Source organism: Ruegeria sp. YS9 (genome assembly GCF_024628725.1).
GTDB lineage: Bacteria > Pseudomonadota > Alphaproteobacteria > Rhodobacterales > Rhodobacteraceae > Ruegeria > Ruegeria atlantica_C.
In genome coordinates this window covers 2,280,667-2,301,904 of the sequence record NZ_CP102409.1, presented here as the reverse complement: position 1 = coordinate 2,301,904, position 21,238 = coordinate 2,280,667, and the positions used below count along the sequence as shown (strand labels likewise).

The following is a 21,238-nucleotide window of genomic DNA, read 5'->3' as shown; positions in this document are numbered from 1 at the left end:
ACTCACTCATGCACCACAATACAGAGATGCTGATCGTCGGCGCCGGGTTTGCCGGGCTGACGATGGCGCTTGAGGCACGCAAGCGCGGCATCAAGGATATCGCGATTTTGGAAAAGGCCGATGATATCGGGGGGACATGGCGCGAAAACACCTATCCCGGTGTCGCCTGTGATGTGCCGTCGCATCTGTATTCCATGGCGACCCACCTCAACCCGCATTGGAGCCGCGCATATGCCGGTGGCGCGGAAATACAGGCTTATCTGCAAAATGTCGCGCGTCAGGAAGGGTTGTATGACCTGTGCCATTTCGGGCAGGAGCTGAAATCGGCCAGGTGGGATGGAACGCGCTGGCAAGTTGAAACGATGGATGGCCAGCACTGGTCGGCCCGGTTTCTGGTCTCGGCCATTGGTGCACTTCATCATCCCAGCATCCCTGATATCCCCGGCGCAGACAGGTTTCCGGGCCCCAGTTTCCACTCGGCCGAATGGAATCACGATGTCGATCTGACCGGCAAGAGCGTGGCGGTCGTCGGTACCGGGGCGTCCGCTGTTCAGTTTGTACCCGAGATCGCCAAGATTGCTGGCCACGTCACGATCTTTCAGCGCAGTGCGCCTTACGTGATGCCGCGCCCGGACGGTCCGATTGCGCCCTGGGTGCGCAGCCTTTACGCCCGGTTTCCCATTTTGCCGCGCATTCGGCGCAAACTGATATTCATGATCTTCGAATTTCGCCACCGCGTGTTTCGCGGCGAGAAACGCGCGGTGAATTTTGCCTTGAAAATGTGGCGAAAGGCACTGGAGAGCGCCATCACCGATCCGGCCGAACAACGGATTCTGACCCCCGACTACCGGATCGGCTGCAAACGTATCCTGAGTTCGAACGATTGGTACCCGACCCTGGCCCGCGACAATGTCAGTGTTGTTCCAAAAGGCGTCGCCCGAATCGAAGGTGACACGGTCATCGCGGCGGATGGCACCCCGACCAGGGCGGATGTCTTGATCTGGGGCACCGGGTTTCACGTTACCGACGTGGTCGAGCGTCTGGACATTACCGGTACGGACGGGCTGACGCTGCGCTCTGCCTGGTCGGATGGCATGTGTGCGCATCTGGGTACCGCAGTTGCGGGTTTTCCCAATTTCTTCCTGCTTCTGGGGCCGCATACCGGGCTGGGGCACAACTCGGTCGTGCTGATGATCGAAGCCCAGGTTGGCCATATCGGCCGGGTCCTGAGCGAGATGCAGCGCGAAGGGCTGTCCGCTATCACTCCTGACGCCGCCAAACAAGCGGCGTTCATACGGGAAATGCACGATCGCCATGCAGAGGGCGTGTGGCAGGCCGGGGGCTGTACATCCTGGTACATGGATGCGGAAGGCCGCAACACGACCTTGTGGCCCGGCACCGTTGCCGAGTTTCAGAAACGCATGGCACAATCGGGGTTGGAACAATACAGACCCGCCGCCCTTGGCAATGGAGAAAGCTGAATGACAACCGTTCTGATCACAATCGCCGTCCTTGTCGCGGTTCTGTTTTTCATGAACCTGTGGACCCGGAAGATTACCCGCCGCGGTCTTGAAACCGTGCCACAGCTGGGTCAGATCACACCCGTTCGCGGCGGCAGCATCCACTATGTGGAAAAGGGAAACCCCGAGGCGCAGACCATCGTCATGATCCACGGCCTGGCCGGGCAGTTGCAGCACTTTACCTATGCGCTGGTGGATCTTCTGGCCGACGATTACCACGTCATCGCACTGGATCGGCCGGGATGCGGGTATTCAACGCGCGATACGGCCGAGCTGGCGCAATTACCCCGCCAGGCTGGCATGATTGCCGAGTTTCTGGACAAAAAAGGCGTGGACCGCGCTGTTCTGGTCGGTCATTCACTGGGGGGCGCAGTTTCACTAGCGATTGCACTGGACCATCCGGCCCGGGTCGCCGGTCTGGCGCTGCTGGCGCCACTGACGCACAAACTGCCCGAAACCCCGGCGATCTTCAAACCGCTCGAGATCCGCTCCGAATGGTTGCGCAGTCTGATCGGCAACACGGTCGCCGTTCCTCTGGCGTCCAAAACCGCGCCGCACACGCTGAGCGCAGCGTTTGACCCGGAAACCCCGCCGGACGACTTTCTAGACCGGGCAGGCGGCGCGCTTGGCCTGCGGCCTTCCGCCTTTGTCACGGCCTCTCAGGACGTTGCCGGCGTCGATGCAAGTATCAATGCGCAGGTCGCGCGCTATCCGAAACTGACTGTCCCCGGGGGCATCTTGTATGGTCGTCAGGACGCGATACTGTCACCGCCGCTGCACGGGCCGACAATGACCGAGTTCGGGCTGAGTTACGAAGAGCTGGACGGGTTCGGCCACATGATTCCGATCACAGAGCCCGAAATCTGTGCCGCCTTCATCCGCAGGATGACCGAAGCGACCACATCCCCCCGGACATCCTTGCAGGACAGGCCATCAGAGCAGGCGTGAAAGAAATCTTCGGGTTGGTTGATTTCCCTCTTGACCCTCCCGGGCCCCTCGCTTACATCGCCTCTCACTCACGGCGGAGTAGCTCAGTTGGTTAGAGCAGCGGAATCATAATCCGCGTGTCGGGGGTTCAAGTCCCTCCTCCGCTACCACCCACCTGAAGTAAAGCAATGGATTGCAAACAGGAATGACGTCCTGTGCGGAGCGTGCCGGCATCTTATCCACTGCTTGGCAGTCCACAACCAAATCGAGGCCAACGCCCGGATAACAGCGTCACGGTTTGAATCGACCTGTACGCAGGTACCTTTCCAGGTCGCTGGCCGGTTTCAGCAACTTGTTGTCAATTGGAGGGGTAGCCGCGTTTCCGAACCTCTTCGATGGCCGCAGAAAACCCATAAAGTGAGAACGTGAAACTGCGTTTGACGGCTGGAGAAGCCGCAAAGTAATACTCCACCTTTTCGAATTCTGCGTTCAACAATTCTTTCGTCAGCCCGACGTTGACTTGGCAATATTGCGGAGCGCAAAACTGATATGCGTACTTTCGACTGAACCTGCCATCAAGTGTCACAACCACTCCATTTTTCAAGTCCGTTGTTGTAGGCAACTGCAAAACGAGCCCGGCTACAACCTCGTTGTTGTCCATCGGGATACCAATTATGTTCGCGATGTTCTTGCCGTGGTACTTGATGCCTTGGATCGCCGAACACTCTGACTTGGACGAGTCGCAGTAGATGTCCCAAACACCTGCTTTGGCAACTTTCTTCGACCGTGCTTCCGCCTGGCTGGCGGTATGGAAAATGGATGCGGCAATAAGAAAAATCTTCAGCATCGAAGCCCTCAAAAACGGATTAACTGGTCTCTTTCAGTAACGCTGGGGGTGTGTTTCTGCCAGCTTTTAGTGGGGAAAGATGCCTGGGCTATAAACCTCGATAAAGCCTGACGGAAAAAACTGAAATCGGGTTGAGCTTTGTCGATGGTGGAGATTGGGTTTTTGCTAGCCACACATTATTGGGCTGACACGGCGTCCAAAGCCCGGGCGTTTGGCCGTCGAGGAAAAGAGGACAAAAGCGGGGTTTAAAAACCACGCGTTTCAGAAACATCAACTAAATCGGAGATCATGGTGCTGCTGGAGAGAATTGAACTCTCGACCTCTCCCTTACCAAGGGAGTGCTCTACCTCTGAGCTACAGCAGCGCTGTGGGCGGGTGATTAGACTCAAACGAAACGCGGCGCAAGGGTGTCTGGACGGTTTTTTTCGCCTCCTGTAGAGAAAGATCATGACGGATAAAAATTCACCCAAAAAACAAGGCAAATCCGGGGATGCGCGCGAAGAGCGGCTGAAAGCGGCGCTGAAGGCCAATATGGCGCGGCGCAAGGCGCAGGCCAAGGCGCGGGCGGCCTCCGGGGACAAAGCCGACAAGGACGAGGGATAAGAGCAGATGGATTCGATTCTGGTGACGGGCAACGGCCCGCTGAACGGTCAGATACCGATTGCGGGGGCCAAGAACGCGTGTCTGACGCTGATGCCCGCGACCTTGCTGAGCGAAGAACCGCTGACGCTGACCAACGCACCACGTCTCAGCGACATCAAGACCATGACGGCTCTGCTGCAATCGCTGGGGGCCGAGGTGTCGTCGCTGCAAGATGGTCAGGTGATCGCGATGTCGAGCCACAACCTGACCAGCCAAACGGCGGATTATGACATCGTGCGCAAGATGCGTGCCTCGAATCTGGTGTTGGGACCTTTGCTTGCGCGATTTGGACAAGCGGTCGTTTCTCTGCCCGGTGGCTGCGCGATCGGAGCCCGTCCGATGGACCTGCACGTGGAAGGGCTCGAGGCGCTGGGCGCCGAGATCGAGCTGAAAGACGGGTATCTGCACGCCAGGGCTCCGGGAGGGCTGAAAGGCGCGGTGCATGAGATGCGGTTTGCCTCGGTCGGGGCCACCGAAAACATCGTCATGGCGGCGACGCTGGCCAAGGGCACCACGGTACTGAAGAACGCCGCGCGCGAGCCCGAGATCGTCGATCTGGTCGAATGCCTGCGCAAGATGGGTGCGCAGATTTCGGGCGAGGGCAGCTCGACCATCGAAATTCAGGGCGTCGACCGGCTGCACGGTGCCACCCATCAGGTTGTCACCGACCGGATCGAACTGGGCACCTATATGCTGGCCCCGGCGATTTGCGGCGGCGAGGTCGAACTGCTGGGCGGGCGCATGGCGCTGGTTGAATCCTTTGCGGCCAAGCTCGACGCGGCGGGGGTCAGTGTCGCCGAAACCCAAAACGGCTTGAAAGTGGCCCGCAAGAACGGCCGGGTTCAGGCCGTGGATGTGGTGACCGAACCTTTCCCGGGGTTCCCGACCGACCTTCAGGCGCAGATGATGGCGCTGATGTGCACCGCCGAAGGAACCTCGGTCTTGGAAGAGCGAATTTTCGAAAACCGTTTCATGCATGCCCCGGAACTTGTGCGCATGGGCGCGAATATCGAAGTGCACGGCGGCACCGCCACCGTCACGGGTGTCGAAGCCCTGAAAGGCGCCCCGGTGATGGCGACGGATCTGCGGGCTTCGGTGTCGCTGATCCTTGCCGGATTGGCGGCAGAAGGTGAGACAACGGTAAGCCGGGTCTATCATTTGGACCGCGGATATGAGCATGTAGTGCGCAAGCTGGAAGGCGTGGGCGCAAAAATCGAACGGATCAAGGGCGAATGACGGACGCAAGTTTTGAAGACGGGCGCGAAGCCCCGCTGAATCTGGGGGCCGAGGATGCAGAAGACCTGAAGGTGATCTCGACCCTTGCCCAGGACGCGGTTTTTCCCGTGACCGAGATGAAATGGCAACCGTCGAAGCGCCGCTTTGGCCTGCTGCTGAATCGCTTTCGCTGGGAAGACAAGGATGCCGCCGCCCGCCGTGACCGCCCGTTTGAACGGGTGCAGTCGGTTCTGGTCTTCGATTCCGTTCTGTCCGTGGCCAGTCAGGGCATTGATCGCGGCGAGAAGGACATGGTCATGTCCCTGCTGTCCGTCGAATTCGAACCCGGCGAGGATGGCGCGGGCCAGGTCTTGCTGACACTGGCGGGTGATGGCGCGATCCGCCTGACGGTCGAGGCGTTGGAAGCCACGCTCAAAGACGTCACGCGCCCGTATCAGGCCCCATCCGGTCGGGCCCCGCAGCACCCCGAATAGATGCAGAACAAGCGTGGCATTCCTCAGGCGTTTTTGAAGGTGCCCGAAGGCATCGCATTGCGCCCGGCCACGGTGTTCGATGTGTTTGACGTAAGCCGGGTGCTGATCCGGTCGATCACGCAGCTTTGCGTGGCCGATCACAACAACGATCCCGACCATCTGAAGCAGTGGACCGCGAACAAAGACCCGGCGACCATCCGGGGCTGGTTCAAGCCGGGATCCCAGATCTGGCTGGCCGAGCGTGAAGGTCAGGTGGCTGCGGTCGGAGGATTGATCGAAACCGGCAAGATCACCTTGCTCTACGTTGACCCGGATCACGTCGGCAGCGGGGTGGGGGCCGCACTGCTCAACAGGCTGGAGCGGCAACTGGCCGCGTGCGGCTGTTCCGAGGCGCATCTTGATGGCACCCGGACCGCGCGCGAATTCTATCTGCGCCACGGCTGGCAGGTCACCGGGCAATGCAGTAACCGTCAGGACCTGTCCTGCTTTGCCATGCGCAAATCGCTGCACCCCCAGGGCTGAGGGTTGAGGCCGCGCCCCGTGGGCGATATGTCCCGTGGCGCAACGCCCGGAGTGCCAGACCATGCCCGTTTTCCTCGACGCCACATCGCCCGATTTCGAAGCCGCCTTCCAGACCCTGCTGTCCGCCAAGCGCGAGGACAGTCCGGATGTGGACGCGGTCGTGGCGCAGATCATCGACGATGTGCGCAAACGGGGCGACGCGGCGGTCATCGAACTGACCGCGAAATTCGACCGGCTGGAGCTGACACCCGAAACGCTGGCCTTCAGCGCGCAGGAGATCGCAGACGCGGTGGCGCAGGTCGGGGCCGAAGACCGCGCCGCGCTGGAGCTGGCCGCCGGCCGGATCCGGGCCTATCACGAAAAGCAGATGCCCGAGGATCACCAATGGACGGATGAGGCCGGGGCCACACTGGGCTGGCGCTGGTCTGCGGTCTCTGCTGCGGGGTTGTATGTGCCCGGCGGGCTGGCGTCTTACCCGTCTTCGGTTCTGATGAATGCCATTCCGGCCAAGGTGGCGGGCGTGGAACGGCTGACCATCGTGGTGCCCACGCCGGACGGGCAGGTGAACCCGCTGGTGCTGCTGGCGGCACAATTGTCGGGCGTGGACGAAGTGTATCGCATCGGCGGCGCGCAGGCCGTGGCGGCGCTGGCCTATGGCACCGACACCATCGCACCGGTCGACAAGATCACCGGCCCGGGCAATGCTTTTGTGGCAGCGGCCAAGCGGCGCGTCTTTGGCAAGGTCGGCATCGACATGATTGCGGGCCCCTCGGAAATCCTGGTCATCGCCGACAAGGACAATGACCCCGACTGGATCGCGCTGGACCTGCTCAGCCAGGCCGAACATGATGAAAGCGCACAGTCGATCCTGATCACGGATGATGCCGCTTTTGGCCAGAGCGTTGCCAAGGCTGTCGAAAAGCGCCTCGAAACCCTGCAACGCCGCGCCATCGCCGGGGCCAGCTGGCGCGACTTTGGCGCCATCATCACCGTGCGCGATCTGGACGAGGCCGCGGCGCTTTCCAACCGTATCGCCCCGGAGCATCTGGAGCTTTGCGTCGCGGACCCGGTGGCGCTGAGCGAAAAGACCATCCACGCCGGGGCCATCTTTCTGGGCCAGTACACCCCCGAAGCCATCGGTGATTATGTCGGCGGCCCCAACCACGTGCTTCCAACGGCCCGGTCCGCCCGGTTCTCGTCCGGGCTCAGCGTGATGGATTTCCTCAAACGCACCACGCTCAGCCAGATGACCCCGGAAGCCCTGCGCGCCATCGGGCCCGCCGCTGAACAGCTGGCGCAATCGGAAAGCCTCGAGGCGCACGGCCTTTCGGTCACGGCGCGCCTGAACCGCCTGAATGGCTAAAATGACGCAAAGACCGGGCATGTATGGCGCTTCTCTGCGTTGCCGACGGAATGCCGTTGTTATAGGTCTGTGCTGACACAAGGATAGTTGCCGTAAAGATGACCCGTATTTCGCATATCGAACTGGATGACCGAAACCTGCCGCCTCCGACCCCCGAGATCGAGCAGGAACGCAAGGTTGCCATCTATGATCTGCTGGAAGACAACAGCTTTGCGCTGCCCAAACGGGATGACCGCGTCATTCCTGATGGGCCTTACCACTTGCAGCTTTCGATCCGCGACAAACGGCTGGTCTTTGATGTCGCGACGGAAGAGGATGAAAAAGCCGCCGAATTTCACCTGTCGCTCGGCCCGTTCCGGCAGGTGGTCAAGGATTATTTCCAGATCTGCGAAAGCTATTTCGACGCGGTGAAGTCCCTTCCACCGAGCCAGATCGAGACCATCGACATGGCCCGCCGCGGCATCCACAACGAAGGCAGCCGCGTTCTACAGGAACGGCTGGAGGGAAAGGCAGAAGTGGATACCGATACGGCCCGACGCCTGTTCACGCTGATCTGCGTGCTGCATTTCGGGGGCTGACGGGTGAAGCCTCTGCCGCAGTCGGTCCTGTTCTGTTGCGACCACAACTCGGTTCGATCTCCGATGGCCGAGGGGCTGATGAAGAAGTTTTACGGCACGGGCACCTATGTCCAGTCCGCAGGCGTGCACAACGATCTTGAAATCGACGGGTTCTGCATCGCGGCCTGCCAGGAGGTGGGTGTGGAACTGTCCCGTCATCGCTCGCGGTCCTTTGACGAGATGCAGGAATGGGGCGACGATCTCAGCTCGTTCGATCTGGTCGTGGCGCTTTCGCCCGCCAGTCAGCGCCGGGCGCTGGAACTGACCCGGGTTTTTCACCTCGATGTCGATTATTGGCCAATAATGGACCCTACCGGGTTGGGCGAGACCCGCGAAGAAAAGCTACATCACTACCGACAGACCCGCGATCAGATCATCAAACATCTGAAAGACCGCTGGGGCGAACCTACGGAGTGACCATGAACCAGACCGTCAAAACCTATTTCGAAGCCTTCAATGCCGGTGACGTGGATGCCATGCTGGCTTGCCTGTCCGATGACGTGGCCCATCACGTGAACGAAGGCCAGATCCGCATTGGCAAGGAGAAGTTCGCCGCGTTCTGCGCGCATATGAACCGCTGCTACAAAGAAAACCTGACCGACATCGTCCTATTCGAAGCCGAAGGCGGCACCCGCGCGGCGGCCGAATTCATCGTCAACGGAACCTATCTGGAAACCGATGACGGCCTTCCGGATGCGCATGGCCAGACCTACCGCCTGCCTGCCGGGTCTTTCTTCGACCTGAAGGATGGCAAGATCACCCGCGTCACCACTTTCTACAACCTTGCGGACTGGACCAAACAGGTCTCGAATGGCTGAGGTCACAGCCGTCCGCCCCCTGATCGGAGAGGCGCTGGAAGCCGCCCTGGATGACGTTGCCCAGCTGCGCATCAAGGTGTTTCATGCCTGGCCGTATCTTTACGATGGCGACCTGGGATATGAACGGAACTACCTGCAATCCTACCGCGACAGCGACAAGGCCATTGTGGTCGGCGCATTCGACAACGACCGCCTGATCGGCGCGTCAACCGGCGCCCCTCTGATCGACCACGCCGGAGATTTCGCGGCGGCTTTCGAGGGCACCGGGTTTGATCTGAACGACATCTTCTATTGCGCCGAGTCGGTGCTGCTGCCCGACTATCGCGGGCAAGGTGTCGGCCACAGGTTCTTCGACGAACGCGAAACCCACGCCCGCGCGCTGGGCTTCACAAAATGCGCCTTCTGCGGTGTACAACGCCCCGCAGATCACCCGATGCGGCCCGACAAGTACCGCCCGCTGGATTCTTTCTGGAGGGCGAGGGGATACACGCCTTTGCCCGGCGCGATCGCGCAGTTTTCGTGGAAAGATATTGGCGACGAAGGCGAATCAAAAAAACCTCTTCAGTTCTGGATCCGTGACCTCTGAACGCCAAACGCAGAAAAAATTCCCGAATCATGGTAGTGTTGGGTTTTCTGTGGGGGAAGTGCCATGAAACGCTATGTTATCGAACGCGATCTTCCGGGTGTAGGTTCCATGTCCGGTGACGAACTGTGCGGCGCGTCTGCGAAGTCGAACGAAGCGCTGGCGCAAATACCCGGCGTGCAGTGGGAGCATTCCTATGTTGCCGGTGACAAGACCTTTTGCATCTATCTGGCCGAGAGCGAGGACGCGATCCACAAGCACGCCGAGCTCAGCGGGTTCCCGGCCAACACGATCACCGAAGTGACCACCATCATCGATCCAACGACCGCAGGGTAATTGGGCTGTACTCCGGTCCGCGTCCGCGACTAAGGTCATGCGAATTTGACCGCACGGGGACGCTGCCATGAAAGTCGCAACCGCCGCCTATGACCTCGACTGGCTGGATAGCTGGGCGCAGTACGAAGACAAGCTTGAGGGGTGGGTGTCCCAGGCCGCAGGGCAGGGGGCCGAATTGCTGGTCTTTCCCGAATACGGCGCGATGGAGCTTTCGACCCTGGACGGGGCCGAGGTTGCCGGTGATCTGGAGCGTTCGATCCGGGCCGTATCCGACCGGATGGAGGATGTACAAAACCTGCACACCCGCCTCGCCAGGACGTACAAAACCTACATTCTGGGCGCATCCGCGCCGGTTGTGGATGGCCCTGGGCGTCCGGTGAACCGCGCCGCCTTCTATGCGCCGGATGGCAGTTCTGACCATCAGGACAAACAGATCATGACCCGGTTCGAACGCGAGGATTGGGACATCGCCCCGGGGGGTCCGCTCAAGCTGTTCGACACCGCGCTGGGCAAGATCGGTGTGTTGATCTGTTACGACAGCGAGTTTCCGTTGCTGGGCCGCGCACTGCATGAGGCAGACCTGATCCTTGCGCCATCCTGTACCGAAGCGCTTTCGGGTTACTGGCGTGTGCGGATCGGCGCGATGTCAAGAGCTTTGGAAAATCAATGTGTTACGGTTATGGCCTCGCTGGTCGGGAACAACGAGTGGTCCAAGGCGGTGGATATGAACACCGGGACCGGAGGCGTCTTTGGTCCGCCCGACAAAGGGTTCCCGGCCACCGGTGTGCTGGCCGAAGGCACGCTGAATCAACCCGGCTGGACCTATGCGGATGTCGACCTGTCAGCCATCGCCGAGGTCCGCGCAGACGGTCACGTGCTGAACCGAACCCATTGGGAGGAACAGGTCGCCCGAGTCGAATCGGTCACAATATCCGCTCTTTAGGTGATTCCGCCCTTGAAATAAGGCGGAAATAGGCTCATTTAAGCGCACACCCCCGCAGATTCTGCGGGTGCAACGTAATGATGGAGACAACATGGCCAAGGAAGATACGCTCGAATTTCCCGGTGTCGTGAAGGAACTCCTGCCTAATGCGACGTTTCGGGTCGAGCTGGAAAACGGCCATGAGATCATCGCACATACGGCAGGCAAGATGCGCAAGAACCGCATCCGTGTTCTGGCCGGCGACAAGGTTCAGGTCGAGATGACCCCATATGATCTGACCAAGGGTCGGATCAACTATCGCTTCAAGTAACGCCTGCCGCAATGGCGTTCATTCTCGGATCGGGCAGCCCAAGACGGCTGGACCTGCTGGCCCAGCTTGGCGTGCGGCCCGATGCCATTTGCCCTCCTGACATCGACGAAACGCCTTTGAAGGGCGAGCTTCCAGTTCCGTATTGCCACCGCATCACGCGCCAAAAAGTGCAGGCTGTTCAGGCGGATAGAGGTGACGTTACCCTCTGTGCAGATACCACCGTGGCCTTGGGGCGTCGGATTCTGGGTAAGCCCGAGGATGTGGGGCAGGCAGCGGAGTTTCTGCATTCCCTGTCTGGTCGTCGTCACCGCGTGATCACCTCGGTTGCGGTCCGGCGCGGAGACCGTGTGCTACAGCGTGATGTCATCTCACAGGTCAAGGTCAAACGTCTGTCGGATGTCGAGATCAACGCCTATCTGGCGACCGGAGACTGGTGCGGCAAGGCAGGTGCCTATGCGATTCAGGGGCCCGCAGGGGCTTTCATTCCATGGATTTCGGGGTCGTTTACTGGCATCGTCGGCCTGCCCCTGTCCGAGACCGCGGCCTTGCTGCAAGGCATCGGCTATCCACTGTATCGAGAGGCATCATGAAAGGTCGCACCATTGTTCTGGACCACATCCAAGGCCGCGAAGCGGCTGCGCTGATGGTTGACGGCAAGTTGGATGACTTCCTGATCGCCGCGGACGCCCCTGCGCCCGGCACGATCTACCGCGCCCGGGCTGACCGCCCGGTCAAGGGGCAGGGCGGAATGTTCCTGACCACGCCAGATGGCCCTGCTTTCCTGCGACAAGTCAAAGGCTTGGGTCCCGGCGCCCTGTTGTTGGTACAGGTCACCGGCTTTGCAGAGCCCGGCAAAGCCATACCGGTGAGCAATCGCATCCTTTTCAAAAGCCGCTATGCGATTGTCACGCCGGACGCTCCGGGCCTGAACATTTCGCGCAGTATCAAGAACGAAGACATACGCGATCAACTGCTTGAAATCGCGCACGAGCAGATGGGTGACAGCGCCTATGGATTGATCCTGCGCTCCTGCTGCGCGGGTGCGGATGCCGAAGAGATCTCGGAAGACATCGCGGCCATGTTGACGCAGGCCGAGCAGGTGATGAATGACGACGGGACCGAGCCTGAACTTCTCAGCGAGGGTGACAGCCCCCATATCCTTGCCTGGCGCGACTGGACCGACCCGGCCGAAGTCGTGACACAGGCGGGCGGGTTCGAAACCCACGGCGTTCTGGATGCGCTGGATACGGTGCGGGGAGCGTCCGAGCCTTTGCCGGGCGGGGGGCATCTTTACATCGAACCCACACGCGCATTGGTCGCCGTGGATGTGAACACCGGAGCGGACACCTCGCTGGCGGCGGGCACCAAGGCCAATTTCGCCTGCGCCAAGATGCTGCCCCGTGCTTTGCGCGTACGTGGGATGGCTGGTCAGATTACGCTGGACCTCGCGCCCATGCCAAAGAAGGATCGCCGCGGGTTTGAATCCGCTTTACGTACCGCGTTCAGATCGGACCCGGACGAGACGATTCTTGCAGGCTGGACCCCGCTGGGCCACTTTGAGTTGCAGCGAAAGCGTGGTCGCGTTCCTGTGATGGAGGTCCTGAAATGAGCTGCCCGATTTGCGGTGCCGCGACCGAGCAGAAATTTCGTCCGTTTTGTTCCAGGCGGTGTGCGGACATTGATTTGGCCAAGTGGCTGAACGGGTCCTACTCGGTTCCGTCGCAGCGCGAAGAGGACCTTGAAGTCGAGGATGACACGCAGGACTTCACGCCAAAGCGACCACATTGAAAAAATGTGAAAAAGCCTCTGGACACCGCTTGTAGCAAGTCATAGAAGGCCCCCACCCAACGACGAACGTCGTTCCCGTGCCCGGGTAGCTCAGGGGTAGAGCAGTGGATTGAAAATCCTCGTGTCGGTGGTTCGATTCCGCCCCCGGGCACCATAAAAATCAATAGCTTAGAGAAGATCTCGTGCCATGCACTCAAGTGCATGTGTAATTCGTGTGTAATCAGGCCGAACTTTTTGGCTTGAGCTTGCGAATGTTGCCTTGCTGATGGCCACTAACCCGCCCTTCCAGCCGATCCATTGCCGCCTCGATATGCGACCCGCTTTGATGCGCGTAGCGCGCAACCATGGACAAAGTCTTGTGACCGGAAATGCGCTGGACTGTGGGCAGGTCGACGCCCGCCTGAACCAGATGTGTCACCGCCGTATGACGAAGCGTGTGAGGGGTGATCTGGTCGGGATCAAGCCCAGCGCGCTCAGCGGAGCGGCGAAACGCCTTGCGGATCGTGTGAACGTGGCCGGTGGCGCTTCCCGGAGAGGGGAACATCCATTCGCAGCCTGGCGGCAGCATGTCCATGCGTCTTTCCAAATAATCAGCCAGTTCACGTGTGATAGGTTGCTCACGAGACCCCGCCTTCGCCTGCGGAACCCAGATCACTCGCTTTCCGACATCGACATCTTCTCGACGGATCGCGAGAATTTCCGCATGACGCATTCCCGTGTGCAGTCCAACCATGACGAAGGCGTGAACGTTTTCGTTGTGGTCCGATGCTGCCGCTTCCAACAACGCGACGCACTGATCATCCGTCAGGTTTACGATTCGCTGGTTATCTTCTTTGAAGCGATTAATCCTGACCGACTTGCTCTTGATCCACTTCCACTCGACGGCTTGGTTCAGCAGGTGTGAAAGTGTGGCCAATTCCCGATTCACGGTAGCCTTTGCTGCGCCCGCGGAGCGTCGGGCCTTCTTGTAGCGTTCAACGTCGAATGACTCGATTGCACTCAACGGCTTGGCCGCGAGGAATGGGACCAAGTGCTGCCGCAGCTGACGCTCTTTGATGTCGATGTTTTTTCCGTCACTATCCCGAAGCCTCTGAACGTAGCGGTCTGCGGCTTCTTCGAAGCTCAGTGGCGTCTTACGACCTCCGGGCAACTCCAAGCGCTGACGCCTTGCATCAGTTCTCGCTTGGGCGATGAAGTCTTCCGCCTGCTGCCTCGTTACACCCTCGGACTCTCGTCCGATCACGCAATGAATTCGCCGACGGTCAACCATGATGTTGACCGAATAGACTCCGTCGCCGTTGCCATCCCGTCGAAAGGTGATGCCGTGCTCTGAAATGGAAGCCCCTGACTTCAGAGAACGGATCGCGGGACGTGTGAGCTTTGAGAAGCGAATAGCCATTTCAATGAACCTCTAGAAAGGAATCTCGTCGTCGATTTCTTTACAGGGTGGCGTCGTACCAACATCCGGAAGGGCGTCTGGCTTCTTCTCGCCCATCGCGACCGCAACTAGGTCCTCCCAATATTCGTCAACCCGCTCTCTGACGATGGTGTCCAAACTGATGTTGAAATCCCAATCGTTCCCCCGCCAACGACCGCGCCAGAAATGTCCATTCTCTTCGATCAGCGCCCAAATGTGTTGCTCTTCGAAGGTCAACAACTCCGGAGCGACAATTCCGAGTGAGACCAAACGCTGGCTCTCGCGGACGTGCCAAAGCACATCGGCGCGTTCTCCGAAAGTATTCGGCTCATCAAAATCTGAGTTGCGCCATTTGTTGATGACCTGCGTCTGAATATGTTCGGCCAAGGTCGCTTCGATGAACGACGACTTAGTTCGCCGCTGAGACCTCGCCGCCAACTCACATAGATAATTTAGGCGTGGATCGAGCCGAATCGATACCGTCTCGGTCCTCCCGAGCTTGGAGCCTGCGCCTTTGGGACCCTTGATTGCCATGATGTCCTCGTGTCAAAACATTCTGTCTTGATCCATTTTGCACGTTACGTATTGAGTTTCAATACATGTCTTGCAATTCTTTCCGTGTGCCTACTGGCAAAACCTGTTGAGCAAGGAAACAAGCTATGAAAATCGACACTGACACGCAGCGCGTCTTCATTCACCCGGACGGACGGATGGACCGCAAGAACGCAGCCCGCTACCTTGGATGCTCGCCAAAGACGCTGGCCGATTGGGCGATGAAGGGCCAAGGACCGGATTACGTTCTGCTGGGCGGGCGCGCCTTCTACTTCCTCGAAGACCTGCAATCCTGGATCGCTGCTGCGCCTCGCCTCGCCGGGACCGGTGGCCGGGAAACCCCGGCAAGCGACTAGGTCGCAACAATGCCGGGAACCAAGAAGCCGGATCGCAGGCGTATCCGTATCAGGCGCACCTACTCCGTCCCCGAAATTGCGGCTCTCCTCGAAATTCACGTTCACACTGTTCGCCGATGGCTCAGTAATGGGTTGGGTTCAATTGATGGCCAGAAGCCGACACTGATCCACGGCGCTGAACTTCGCAGATATCTCGACACCCGCGCCAAAGTCAGGAAGCAAAAGTGCGGCCCGGATGAAATGTTTTGCCTTTCATGCCGTGCACCGCGCCTGCCAATTCTGGGCTCCGTCCACATTGCCGATCTCAACGAGAAAACGGTTCGTCTGGTTGGGGTGTGCTGCACATGTGGCAGGAAAATCTGCCGCGCAGGGAGCGCTTCACGACTGCCAGAATACACCGCGTCATTCGGGCCACTCCAGAGGCAAACCCCACGCTTAAAGGGGAGCAGCATTCCCCTCTTGGATGGTGACTCAAAGGAGCATGACGATTGTGAACAAATTCAACGCGGAAAATGAACGGATCAAGCGTGAGTATGCTGAGTTCCTGCGCGAAGCGGATCAAAAGTCAGAAGCCACGGTACGCGGGGTCGAAAAGGCGATCCTACGATTCGAGGAATACACCGGCTACTGCGACTTTGGACGCTTCAATCGCGATCAGGCGAAAGGCTTCAGGGCGGCGCTATCCTCGCCTGCTGACGAAAGCAAACGCCTCGGAAACTCGACGGTCCTATCGACCTTGAAAGCTGTGCAACGGTTCTTCCGGTGGCTTTCAGTACAACCTGGGTTCAAGTCCAAGATCGACACCAACGCCATCGCCTACTTCAACCTCTCTGAAAAGGACATTCGCGCGGCGACGTCTTCGCCTTCGAAGCCCTCGCCGACCATGGATCAATTGAAGCACGCACTGGCATCGATGCCTTCGGAGACCATTCTGGAAAAGCGTGATCGCGCCGTATTTGCGCTTCTCATGATGACTGGCATCCGCGACAACGCAGCCGCCTCTTTGCTGCTAGGCCATGTCGACATCGATCGGCAGATGATCGTCCAAGACCCGAAAACTGTCCGCACCAAAAACAGCAAGCTGATAGAGTCTGTGCTGTTGCCGCTTGGACCAGAGATTGAAAGCGTCCTGTTCTCCTGGGTCGGCTACTTGCGCGATGAACTCCGGTGGCAGCCCGACGATCCGCTCTTCCCTCAATCGCGGCACCGGATCGACGCTCAAAGGGGGCCGGTCGTCGACGACATCAAACGCCAAGTGTGGTCCAGTTCTCAACCGATCCGTCAGATTTTCAGACGCGCGTTTGATAAAGCTGGCTTGCCTTACTTCACACCGCACCGGGTACGGAACACCGTCGTTGAATACGCTTACCTCACCTGTCGGACGCCCGAGGAATTCAAAGCGTTCAGCCAGAACCTCGGCCATGAGAGCGTCGTCACGACCTTGTCTAGCTATGGACAGATACCTCTGGCCCGACAGCGCGAACTCATCCGCAACGCTGGTAAGAGCAAGGACTTAGACGCCAAGCTTGAACTCTTGTTGGAAAAATTCGACTTCAAGGACTTGTAGGCACTGGACCTATAAACGCGGCGCGGTTTAAACGGCAGCTTTGACCCAGAGCGGACACTGGCGAAAAATGCGGCTATGACCGCAGTGCGGACATAGCTGCCGTCCACTTAGCACAAGGCAATGACCGCTCGCAGTCCAAAGAGGGCACCAAAATGTACTGCGCTAAGTAGGCTCGCGCACAAAACGCAAAGCTGGACTCAGGCAATTTCTTTGAAATCACAATTGATTTTGCAGTGAATGGCTCGGCAAAACGCAAAAGATCCAGTGTCAAATTTTGATTCAGCTGCTTTTCTCAATAGTGTTGGAAAGCAGAAAATTATTGATCGCAAGTCGCCAAGCATAAGGGTCAAGGTTGCAGAATGAAACTCTCGTATCTCCTTCACGGTCACGTAACCCATCAACTTTACTGGCGATCACATTGCGCTTCGCGGCAAGCGCTTCGTCCAGCACAAGTCCATAAGCCTCCCAACGCGAGGGAATCGCAATGATATCGACGGCTTGATAAGCTTTTGCCGGGTCCTTGGCATGGCCCTTAAATTCGATGCGCGGGTCACCCTCTGCCAACGCCTCAAGGTATGAACGCTGACTGCCTTCGCCAAAGATCAACAAGCGCGCCTCCGGCGTTCGGGTTGACCGAAAACCCTGGATCAGGATGTCGAACCCTTTCTGCTGTTCCAGCCGCCCGATAGCGCCAATTGTGGTCTTTGACTTGGGAGGCATAGTGTTGCGTGACAACTGCTCAAGATCAACGGTCGGAGGAATGACAGCCAGTTTTTCCGAAGCAGCCAGGCGTCGTTCCTTCATCCAGTCCGACTGCGCATGGCTGACGGCGACCACCTGATCAAAGAAGGAATAGATCACACGCAGCATCGCAAAAAACCGACGTTTATAAGGGACATTAAGGGTGGTGAATGCCCGGGTGTAACTGTGTTCGACATGGACCAGTCGAGTGTCCAGGTGCATTGCGCGAAGCGCCGAGAATGCGGGTAGGCTTCTCCAGCTTGGTACGACGTGGGACACGATGACATCCGCATTCAGTTTGCCCCAAGAAAATGCTGTCCGTTTGACTTTCAACACCTTTTGCTCGACCGCGCCGGACAGATCTGATTGCGCCAAAAGATGGTCGAGCATCCGCATCACGCCACCCGCTGTGGTGTCGTCTACCAGGTGTAGGATCTTTTTCTGTTCCATGATGACCCCTCTCTCAGATCGATTGAAGTTTGGATTTCATTTGTCCCAGCCGGGTGATCGGGCCGGGTCCAAGCGTTTTCAACACAAGGGCCGCGGCGAAGGTGCTGAACGATTTCATAGGTTCCTCAAGCACCGGGCGGAGGCTTTCCTGGACGCTGCGCGCAAACAACTCCCAAGCTGTGTCCTGATCGAGGTTGGTGATGGCCCGCCGCGCCAGATAGCGCAGCTGATAAGCACGGGCCGAGGGTTCGTGCCGGGCAAAGAATTCAGGGTTCAGCGGGCGCAGCTTCGCGACCATCCGCTCCCACGCCTCCAACTGGCGATCCAAAGCCGCCGAAAGCCCGCCTGCGTTGATCCGGTAGTGGGTTAGAAGCCCCGGAACACCTTCGATCTGCCAATCGGTCTTCAACATCAACCGCATCCAGCATTCGATATCTTCGGACTGGCGGAATGTCTCATCGAAGACCCAATCCCGCTGGGTTTCAAAGCTCGGGCGGTAGGCCAGAGCCTCCAGCACCGTCTTTCGAATAACGGCCGCCGATCCATTGCCGATTGGGTTGCGGTTCAGAACATGTGCTGCGGTCACATCCTTCAGGCGGGGTGCTTGTTTGATCCCCATCGCGCACCCCGCCTCGTCGATCAAGGCACTGCCGGAGTAACTAACCCCCACATCCGGTTCGGCCTTGAGATGATGAATATGAGCCGCCAGCTTTTCGGGCATCCACAGATCGTCGGCGTCGCAAAAGCCGACGAATGCACCACGCGCGGCAGCGATGCCGGTATTTCTGGCCCCCGCCAGCCCGCGATTGGCTTGCTGGACCAGTCGTACGCTTGGGTCGCTTTGGTGTGCGCGGGCAATCTCGGCGGTCGCATCCTGCGATCCATCGTCGACAATGATGATTTCGAAATCGTCATAGGTTTGCGCCTGCAGTGAGGCGAGCGTTTCGGCCAAGGTTGCTTCGGCGTTGTAGGCGGGTACGACGATGGATGCTGTGGGCATGGTGATCTCCTTCAGAATTCTCATGAAAACAACGCGCGTTTGATCGCTTGCGGCAGGATCGGGGCCAGCGCGGCCCCTGCGACGGTAAGCAGTCCTCGGCGCAGGGGCAGCAGGAAACTGCGCGCATGCAGGCTCAAGCCGTTGCGTGTGTAGAACAGGGCCTGACTCTGATGCCCCAACCGCAGCGCCCGGCGTGCAAGATAGCGCTGATAGATGGCCTCGGATGACCGCGACGGGAACACGCCATATGATGCGGCTGTTTTGACCGCGTAGGCCCGCCCAGCGCGCATTGCGGCCAAATCCGACGACAAGCCCCGGGCGCTGGTGCGATACCAGACTTGGAACTGATTGACCCCTTCGATGGTGAACCCTTCGCCTGCGAGGCGGATCAACAGCTCCAAGTCTTCGTTATGCACCGTTCTCGTGTCTAACCCGCCAACGGCGTTGAAGACTTCACGACGTATCGAAAGATTGGACATGGTGCAGACCGGGTTCTCGGCCAACAGGTCCTGAATGGTCAGCGTTGCACTTGGAACGGTCGAGCGTGTCTGAGAATCTCCGGGCTGATCGGTGAAGAACCGGATTTGCCCAAAAACTGCATCTGTCAAAGACGGCTGAAAGGCTTCGTCTAGTTGCGCCAGCTTGTCCTTGTGCCACAGATCATCCGCGTCGCAGAACGCCAGTAGGTCACCCTTGGCCAGTTCGGCCCCATAGTTGCGGGCAGCGCTTGGGCCATCGAAGGGGCTGCTGGCGACCCGGATACGGTGGTCTTGCGCGATGTGATCTAGCACGACGGACAGGCACGCGCTTGAGGGACGGTCGCCGACGCAGATCACCTCCCAATTCGTGAAGCTTTGCGTGCGAATGCTGGTCAGCGTGTCGGCAATTGTATCCGCATCGGTGTGAAACGGCACGATGACGGTAAAGCGGGTCATTGGAAGCCGAACCTTTCTGTTGATTTGTGATCCCGTGGCAACAGCACCCAAGAGGCGGTCAACATCAGGGCAGTACTGGTCAGCAGGTATCCGAACGCCACTGGCATCAGCCCGAACGGAGCCATGATCGCGGTGTTGAGGATCAATGCGAAAGCCAAAGCCGCGCTGACCCGCAGCTCAGTAATCGCGCGGTTCTCGGACCGTAGCCAGCCGGCCACGGCGGACCAGATGACGCTGGGTAATGCGGCAAGGCACAAGACCGAAACCACCGGTGAAATCTGTTGCCACTCGGCCCCCAGCAGCAGCGGCACGTAGACCGGCGCAAGCGCGGCTTGCAGAAAAACCAACGGGCTCAGCACCAGGAGGGACGTGCCGAGCCCATGACGCAGCGCCTTGGTTTTATCCGGGGCTGCGCAAAGATGTGGGAAAAGAACGACTGAAAAGGCCTGCGTGAACGATGTCGCCAAGCCGAGCCCAGCGTTGAAAGCCATGAAGTAGATGCCAAGGCTCTCGGCCCCCAGCATCGCGCCGACGACAAGCTTGTCGGCTTGCAGACGCAGAACTTTGACGATCTCGACCCCCAGAACGGCCCAGCCGAACCCAACAAAGGGGCGAAGGGCAGCAAATCCTTGTTTGGTATCCGATGCCCAGGGACGCAGACGGCGCATCAGGACCAGCCAGATCGGAGCGGCCAGCAAGCGGGGCAGCACCAAAGCCAGCGGCGAGGCCCAGAGCAGCGCCAGTAGCGCCGCCATGACATTCGCGCCAACCACCTGCCCTCCGGCAATGGCGGCGGTCTGTTGCAGCTTGCCCTCACGCATCGCAAGCGCGGCCTGTACCAGACCGGCAGGCATGAACAGGTACTCTCCGGCCAGAATGGCGAGCAGCAGCGCCAGCGTCTCATGCCCTACCGCATAGAGAGCAATGGCGATAGCCAATTGCAGCAAGAACAGCGTCCCGCACCAGACCCAGAAGATGCGATGCGCGGTATTGCAGCGCTGTTCCAACTCAGCCTGAGGGGCTTGGATGATCCTCTGCCCCACACCGTTTTCGGTCAGCGCCTTGAGGATATCCCCGGCGGCGAGGGCAGCTGCAGCCAGACCGATCGCCTCGGGGCTGAGGCTGCGGGCCACGACAACAACGACCAAAAGACGCGACGCCTTTGCAGCCACTTCGGACGCCGCATAGGCCAGCAAGTGCCGCAAAAAACCGGAATGTGCCAATCGCTGAGTCATCTCACCTAATGTCCAGAAACAGTGTTGAGCTCAGTTTTAATTGGCGGCGAAGTCTCTGTC

At 59.1% G+C, this 21,238-nt stretch carries 27 protein-coding genes and 3 tRNA genes; 22 read left to right on the top strand and 8 right to left on the bottom strand.

All coding sequences use genetic code 11. The features are described from left to right. Window positions 1-8 precede the first annotated feature (8 nt). From NOR97_RS11705 to NOR97_RS11695, 3 genes are all read left to right on the top strand, one after another. Window positions 9-1,481: an NAD(P)/FAD-dependent oxidoreductase gene (locus NOR97_RS11705; protein ID WP_170346167.1), complete on the top strand. Its 1,473-nt coding sequence runs from the start codon at window positions 9-11 to the stop codon at window positions 1,479-1,481. Beyond that, the gene (locus tag NOR97_RS11700) at window positions 1,482-2,468 is read left to right on the top strand and encodes an alpha/beta fold hydrolase (RefSeq protein ID WP_257599202.1); all 987 of its coding nucleotides are present in this window, start codon (window positions 1,482-1,484) and stop codon (window positions 2,466-2,468) included. It abuts the gene before it with no gap. Window positions 2,469-2,540: 72 nt separating this feature from the next. Continuing rightward, window positions 2,541-2,617, top strand: a tRNA-Met gene (locus tag NOR97_RS11695). A gap of 188 nt (window positions 2,618-2,805) precedes the next feature. Here the strand turns inward: NOR97_RS11695 and NOR97_RS11690 are convergent. Then, a complete protein-coding gene (locus tag NOR97_RS11690) occupies window positions 2,806-3,294 on the bottom strand; it encodes an invasion associated locus B family protein (protein WP_257599201.1) in 489 nt (162 codons plus the stop codon). A 289-nt stretch (window positions 3,295-3,583) separates the two neighbouring features. Continuing rightward, window positions 3,584-3,658 (bottom strand) — tRNA-Thr (locus tag NOR97_RS11685). Window positions 3,659-3,741: 83 nt separating this feature from the next. On the opposite strand from NOR97_RS11685, the gene NOR97_RS11680 reads away from it, so the two are divergent. The 16 genes from NOR97_RS11680 to NOR97_RS11605 all read left to right on the top strand — a co-directional run bounded on the left by NOR97_RS11680 (window position 3,742) and on the right by NOR97_RS11605 (window position 13,079). Beyond that, on the top strand, window positions 3,742-3,897 hold the full coding sequence (locus NOR97_RS11680; RefSeq protein WP_170346170.1) for a hypothetical protein: 156 nt from the start codon (window positions 3,742-3,744) through the stop codon (window positions 3,895-3,897). A 6-nt stretch (window positions 3,898-3,903) separates the two neighbouring features. Then, window positions 3,904-5,172: a UDP-N-acetylglucosamine 1-carboxyvinyltransferase gene (gene murA / locus NOR97_RS11675; protein WP_257599200.1), complete on the top strand. Its 1,269-nt coding sequence runs from the start codon at window positions 3,904-3,906 to the stop codon at window positions 5,170-5,172. Next, window positions 5,169-5,645, top strand: a complete 477-nt coding sequence (locus NOR97_RS11670) for a DUF2948 family protein (protein ID WP_257599199.1) — start codon at window positions 5,169-5,171, stop codon at window positions 5,643-5,645. The genes murA and NOR97_RS11670 overlap by 4 nt, the downstream gene beginning before the upstream one ends. Further along, complete coding sequence (locus NOR97_RS11665; protein WP_257599198.1) at window positions 5,646-6,167, top strand: GNAT family N-acetyltransferase; 522 nt, start codon at window positions 5,646-5,648, stop codon at window positions 6,165-6,167. It abuts the gene before it with no gap. 61 nt (window positions 6,168-6,228) lie between these two features. Beyond that, window positions 6,229-7,530, top strand: a complete 1,302-nt coding sequence (hisD, locus tag NOR97_RS11660) for a histidinol dehydrogenase (RefSeq protein ID WP_257599197.1) — start codon at window positions 6,229-6,231, stop codon at window positions 7,528-7,530. A 98-nt stretch (window positions 7,531-7,628) separates the two neighbouring features. Then, window positions 7,629-8,108: a UPF0262 family protein gene (locus NOR97_RS11655; protein WP_257599196.1), complete on the top strand. Its 480-nt coding sequence runs from the start codon at window positions 7,629-7,631 to the stop codon at window positions 8,106-8,108. Window positions 8,109-8,111: 3 nt separating this feature from the next. Then, on the top strand, window positions 8,112-8,564 hold the full coding sequence (locus NOR97_RS11650) for a low molecular weight phosphatase family protein (protein ID WP_170346176.1): 453 nt from the start codon (window positions 8,112-8,114) through the stop codon (window positions 8,562-8,564). Between the two features lie 2 nt (window positions 8,565-8,566). Then, window positions 8,567-8,965: a ketosteroid isomerase-related protein gene (locus NOR97_RS11645; RefSeq protein WP_257599195.1), complete on the top strand. Its 399-nt coding sequence runs from the start codon at window positions 8,567-8,569 to the stop codon at window positions 8,963-8,965. Then, complete coding sequence (locus tag NOR97_RS11640) at window positions 8,958-9,551, top strand: GNAT family N-acetyltransferase (protein WP_257599194.1); 594 nt, start codon at window positions 8,958-8,960, stop codon at window positions 9,549-9,551. The genes NOR97_RS11645 and NOR97_RS11640 overlap by 8 nt, the downstream gene beginning before the upstream one ends. Before the next feature lie 63 nt (window positions 9,552-9,614). Next, window positions 9,615-9,884: a DUF4242 domain-containing protein gene (locus NOR97_RS11635; protein WP_152458857.1), complete on the top strand. Its 270-nt coding sequence runs from the start codon at window positions 9,615-9,617 to the stop codon at window positions 9,882-9,884. 67 nt (window positions 9,885-9,951) lie between these two features. Next, window positions 9,952-10,827 carry a carbon-nitrogen hydrolase family protein gene (locus tag NOR97_RS11630; RefSeq protein ID WP_257599193.1) on the top strand — a complete coding sequence of 292 codons (876 nt, stop codon included), beginning with the start codon at window positions 9,952-9,954 and terminating at the stop codon, window positions 10,825-10,827. A gap of 91 nt (window positions 10,828-10,918) precedes the next feature. After that, window positions 10,919-11,137, top strand: coding sequence for a translation initiation factor IF-1 (gene infA / locus NOR97_RS11625; RefSeq protein WP_005978431.1), 219 nt, complete (start codon window positions 10,919-10,921; stop codon window positions 11,135-11,137). An 11-nt stretch (window positions 11,138-11,148) separates the two neighbouring features. Then, on the top strand, window positions 11,149-11,727 hold the full coding sequence (locus tag NOR97_RS11620; protein ID WP_257599192.1) for a nucleoside triphosphate pyrophosphatase: 579 nt from the start codon (window positions 11,149-11,151) through the stop codon (window positions 11,725-11,727). Next, window positions 11,724-12,746: a ribonuclease E/G gene (locus NOR97_RS11615; RefSeq protein WP_257599191.1), complete on the top strand. Its 1,023-nt coding sequence runs from the start codon at window positions 11,724-11,726 to the stop codon at window positions 12,744-12,746. The genes NOR97_RS11620 and NOR97_RS11615 overlap by 4 nt, the downstream gene beginning before the upstream one ends. Then, window positions 12,743-12,925, top strand: a complete 183-nt coding sequence (locus tag NOR97_RS11610; protein WP_257599190.1) for a DNA gyrase inhibitor YacG — start codon at window positions 12,743-12,745, stop codon at window positions 12,923-12,925. The genes NOR97_RS11615 and NOR97_RS11610 overlap by 4 nt, the downstream gene beginning before the upstream one ends. Window positions 12,926-13,004: 79 nt before the next feature. Beyond that, window positions 13,005-13,079, top strand: a tRNA-Phe gene (locus NOR97_RS11605). 66 nt (window positions 13,080-13,145) lie between these two features. Here NOR97_RS11605 and NOR97_RS11600 read toward each other — a convergent pair. Both NOR97_RS11600 and NOR97_RS11595 read right to left on the bottom strand, forming a co-directional pair. Beyond that, the gene (locus NOR97_RS11600; protein ID WP_257599189.1) at window positions 13,146-14,324 is read right to left on the bottom strand and encodes a site-specific integrase; all 1,179 of its coding nucleotides are present in this window, start codon (window positions 14,322-14,324) and stop codon (window positions 13,146-13,148) included. Between the two features lie 12 nt (window positions 14,325-14,336). Continuing rightward, window positions 14,337-14,876, bottom strand: a complete 540-nt coding sequence (locus tag NOR97_RS11595; protein WP_257599188.1) for a hypothetical protein — start codon at window positions 14,874-14,876, stop codon at window positions 14,337-14,339. Window positions 14,877-15,001: 125 nt separating this feature from the next. Here NOR97_RS11595 and NOR97_RS11590 point away from each other — a divergent pair, with 125 nt between their 5' ends. Genes NOR97_RS11590 through xerC form a run of 3 tightly spaced genes read left to right on the top strand, consistent with a single transcriptional unit; the run spans window position 15,002 to window position 16,817 of the window. Continuing rightward, window positions 15,002-15,250: an AlpA family transcriptional regulator gene (locus tag NOR97_RS11590; RefSeq protein ID WP_257599187.1), complete on the top strand. Its 249-nt coding sequence runs from the start codon at window positions 15,002-15,004 to the stop codon at window positions 15,248-15,250. Window positions 15,251-15,259: 9 nt separating this feature from the next. Then, on the top strand, window positions 15,260-15,766 hold the full coding sequence (locus tag NOR97_RS21230) for a helix-turn-helix domain-containing protein (protein ID WP_374041581.1): 507 nt from the start codon (window positions 15,260-15,262) through the stop codon (window positions 15,764-15,766). Then, window positions 15,732-16,817 (top strand): tyrosine recombinase XerC, encoded by a 1,086-nt coding sequence (gene xerC / locus NOR97_RS11585; protein ID WP_257599186.1) that lies wholly within the window; start codon window positions 15,732-15,734, stop codon window positions 16,815-16,817. Before NOR97_RS21230 ends, xerC begins: the two co-directional genes overlap by 35 nt. Window positions 16,818-17,096: 279 nt before the next feature. On the opposite strand, the gene NOR97_RS11580 is transcribed toward xerC, so the two are convergent. The 4 genes from NOR97_RS11580 to NOR97_RS11565 are packed head-to-tail and all read right to left on the bottom strand — an operon-like array spanning window position 17,097 to window position 21,178. Then, window positions 17,097-18,008, bottom strand: coding sequence for a glycosyltransferase family 4 protein (locus NOR97_RS11580; RefSeq protein WP_257599185.1), 912 nt, complete (start codon window positions 18,006-18,008; stop codon window positions 17,097-17,099). A 13-nt stretch (window positions 18,009-18,021) separates the two neighbouring features. Beyond that, a complete protein-coding gene (locus tag NOR97_RS11575) occupies window positions 18,022-19,008 on the bottom strand; it encodes a glycosyltransferase family 2 protein (protein ID WP_257599184.1) in 987 nt (328 codons plus the stop codon). Window positions 19,009-19,028: 20 nt separating this feature from the next. Then, a complete protein-coding gene (locus NOR97_RS11570) occupies window positions 19,029-19,943 on the bottom strand; it encodes a glycosyltransferase family 2 protein (RefSeq protein WP_257599183.1) in 915 nt (304 codons plus the stop codon). Further along, on the bottom strand, window positions 19,940-21,178 hold the full coding sequence (locus NOR97_RS11565; protein WP_257599182.1) for an oligosaccharide flippase family protein: 1,239 nt from the start codon (window positions 21,176-21,178) through the stop codon (window positions 19,940-19,942). The genes NOR97_RS11570 and NOR97_RS11565 overlap by 4 nt, the downstream gene beginning before the upstream one ends. Between the last annotated feature and the right edge of the window lie 60 nt (window positions 21,179-21,238).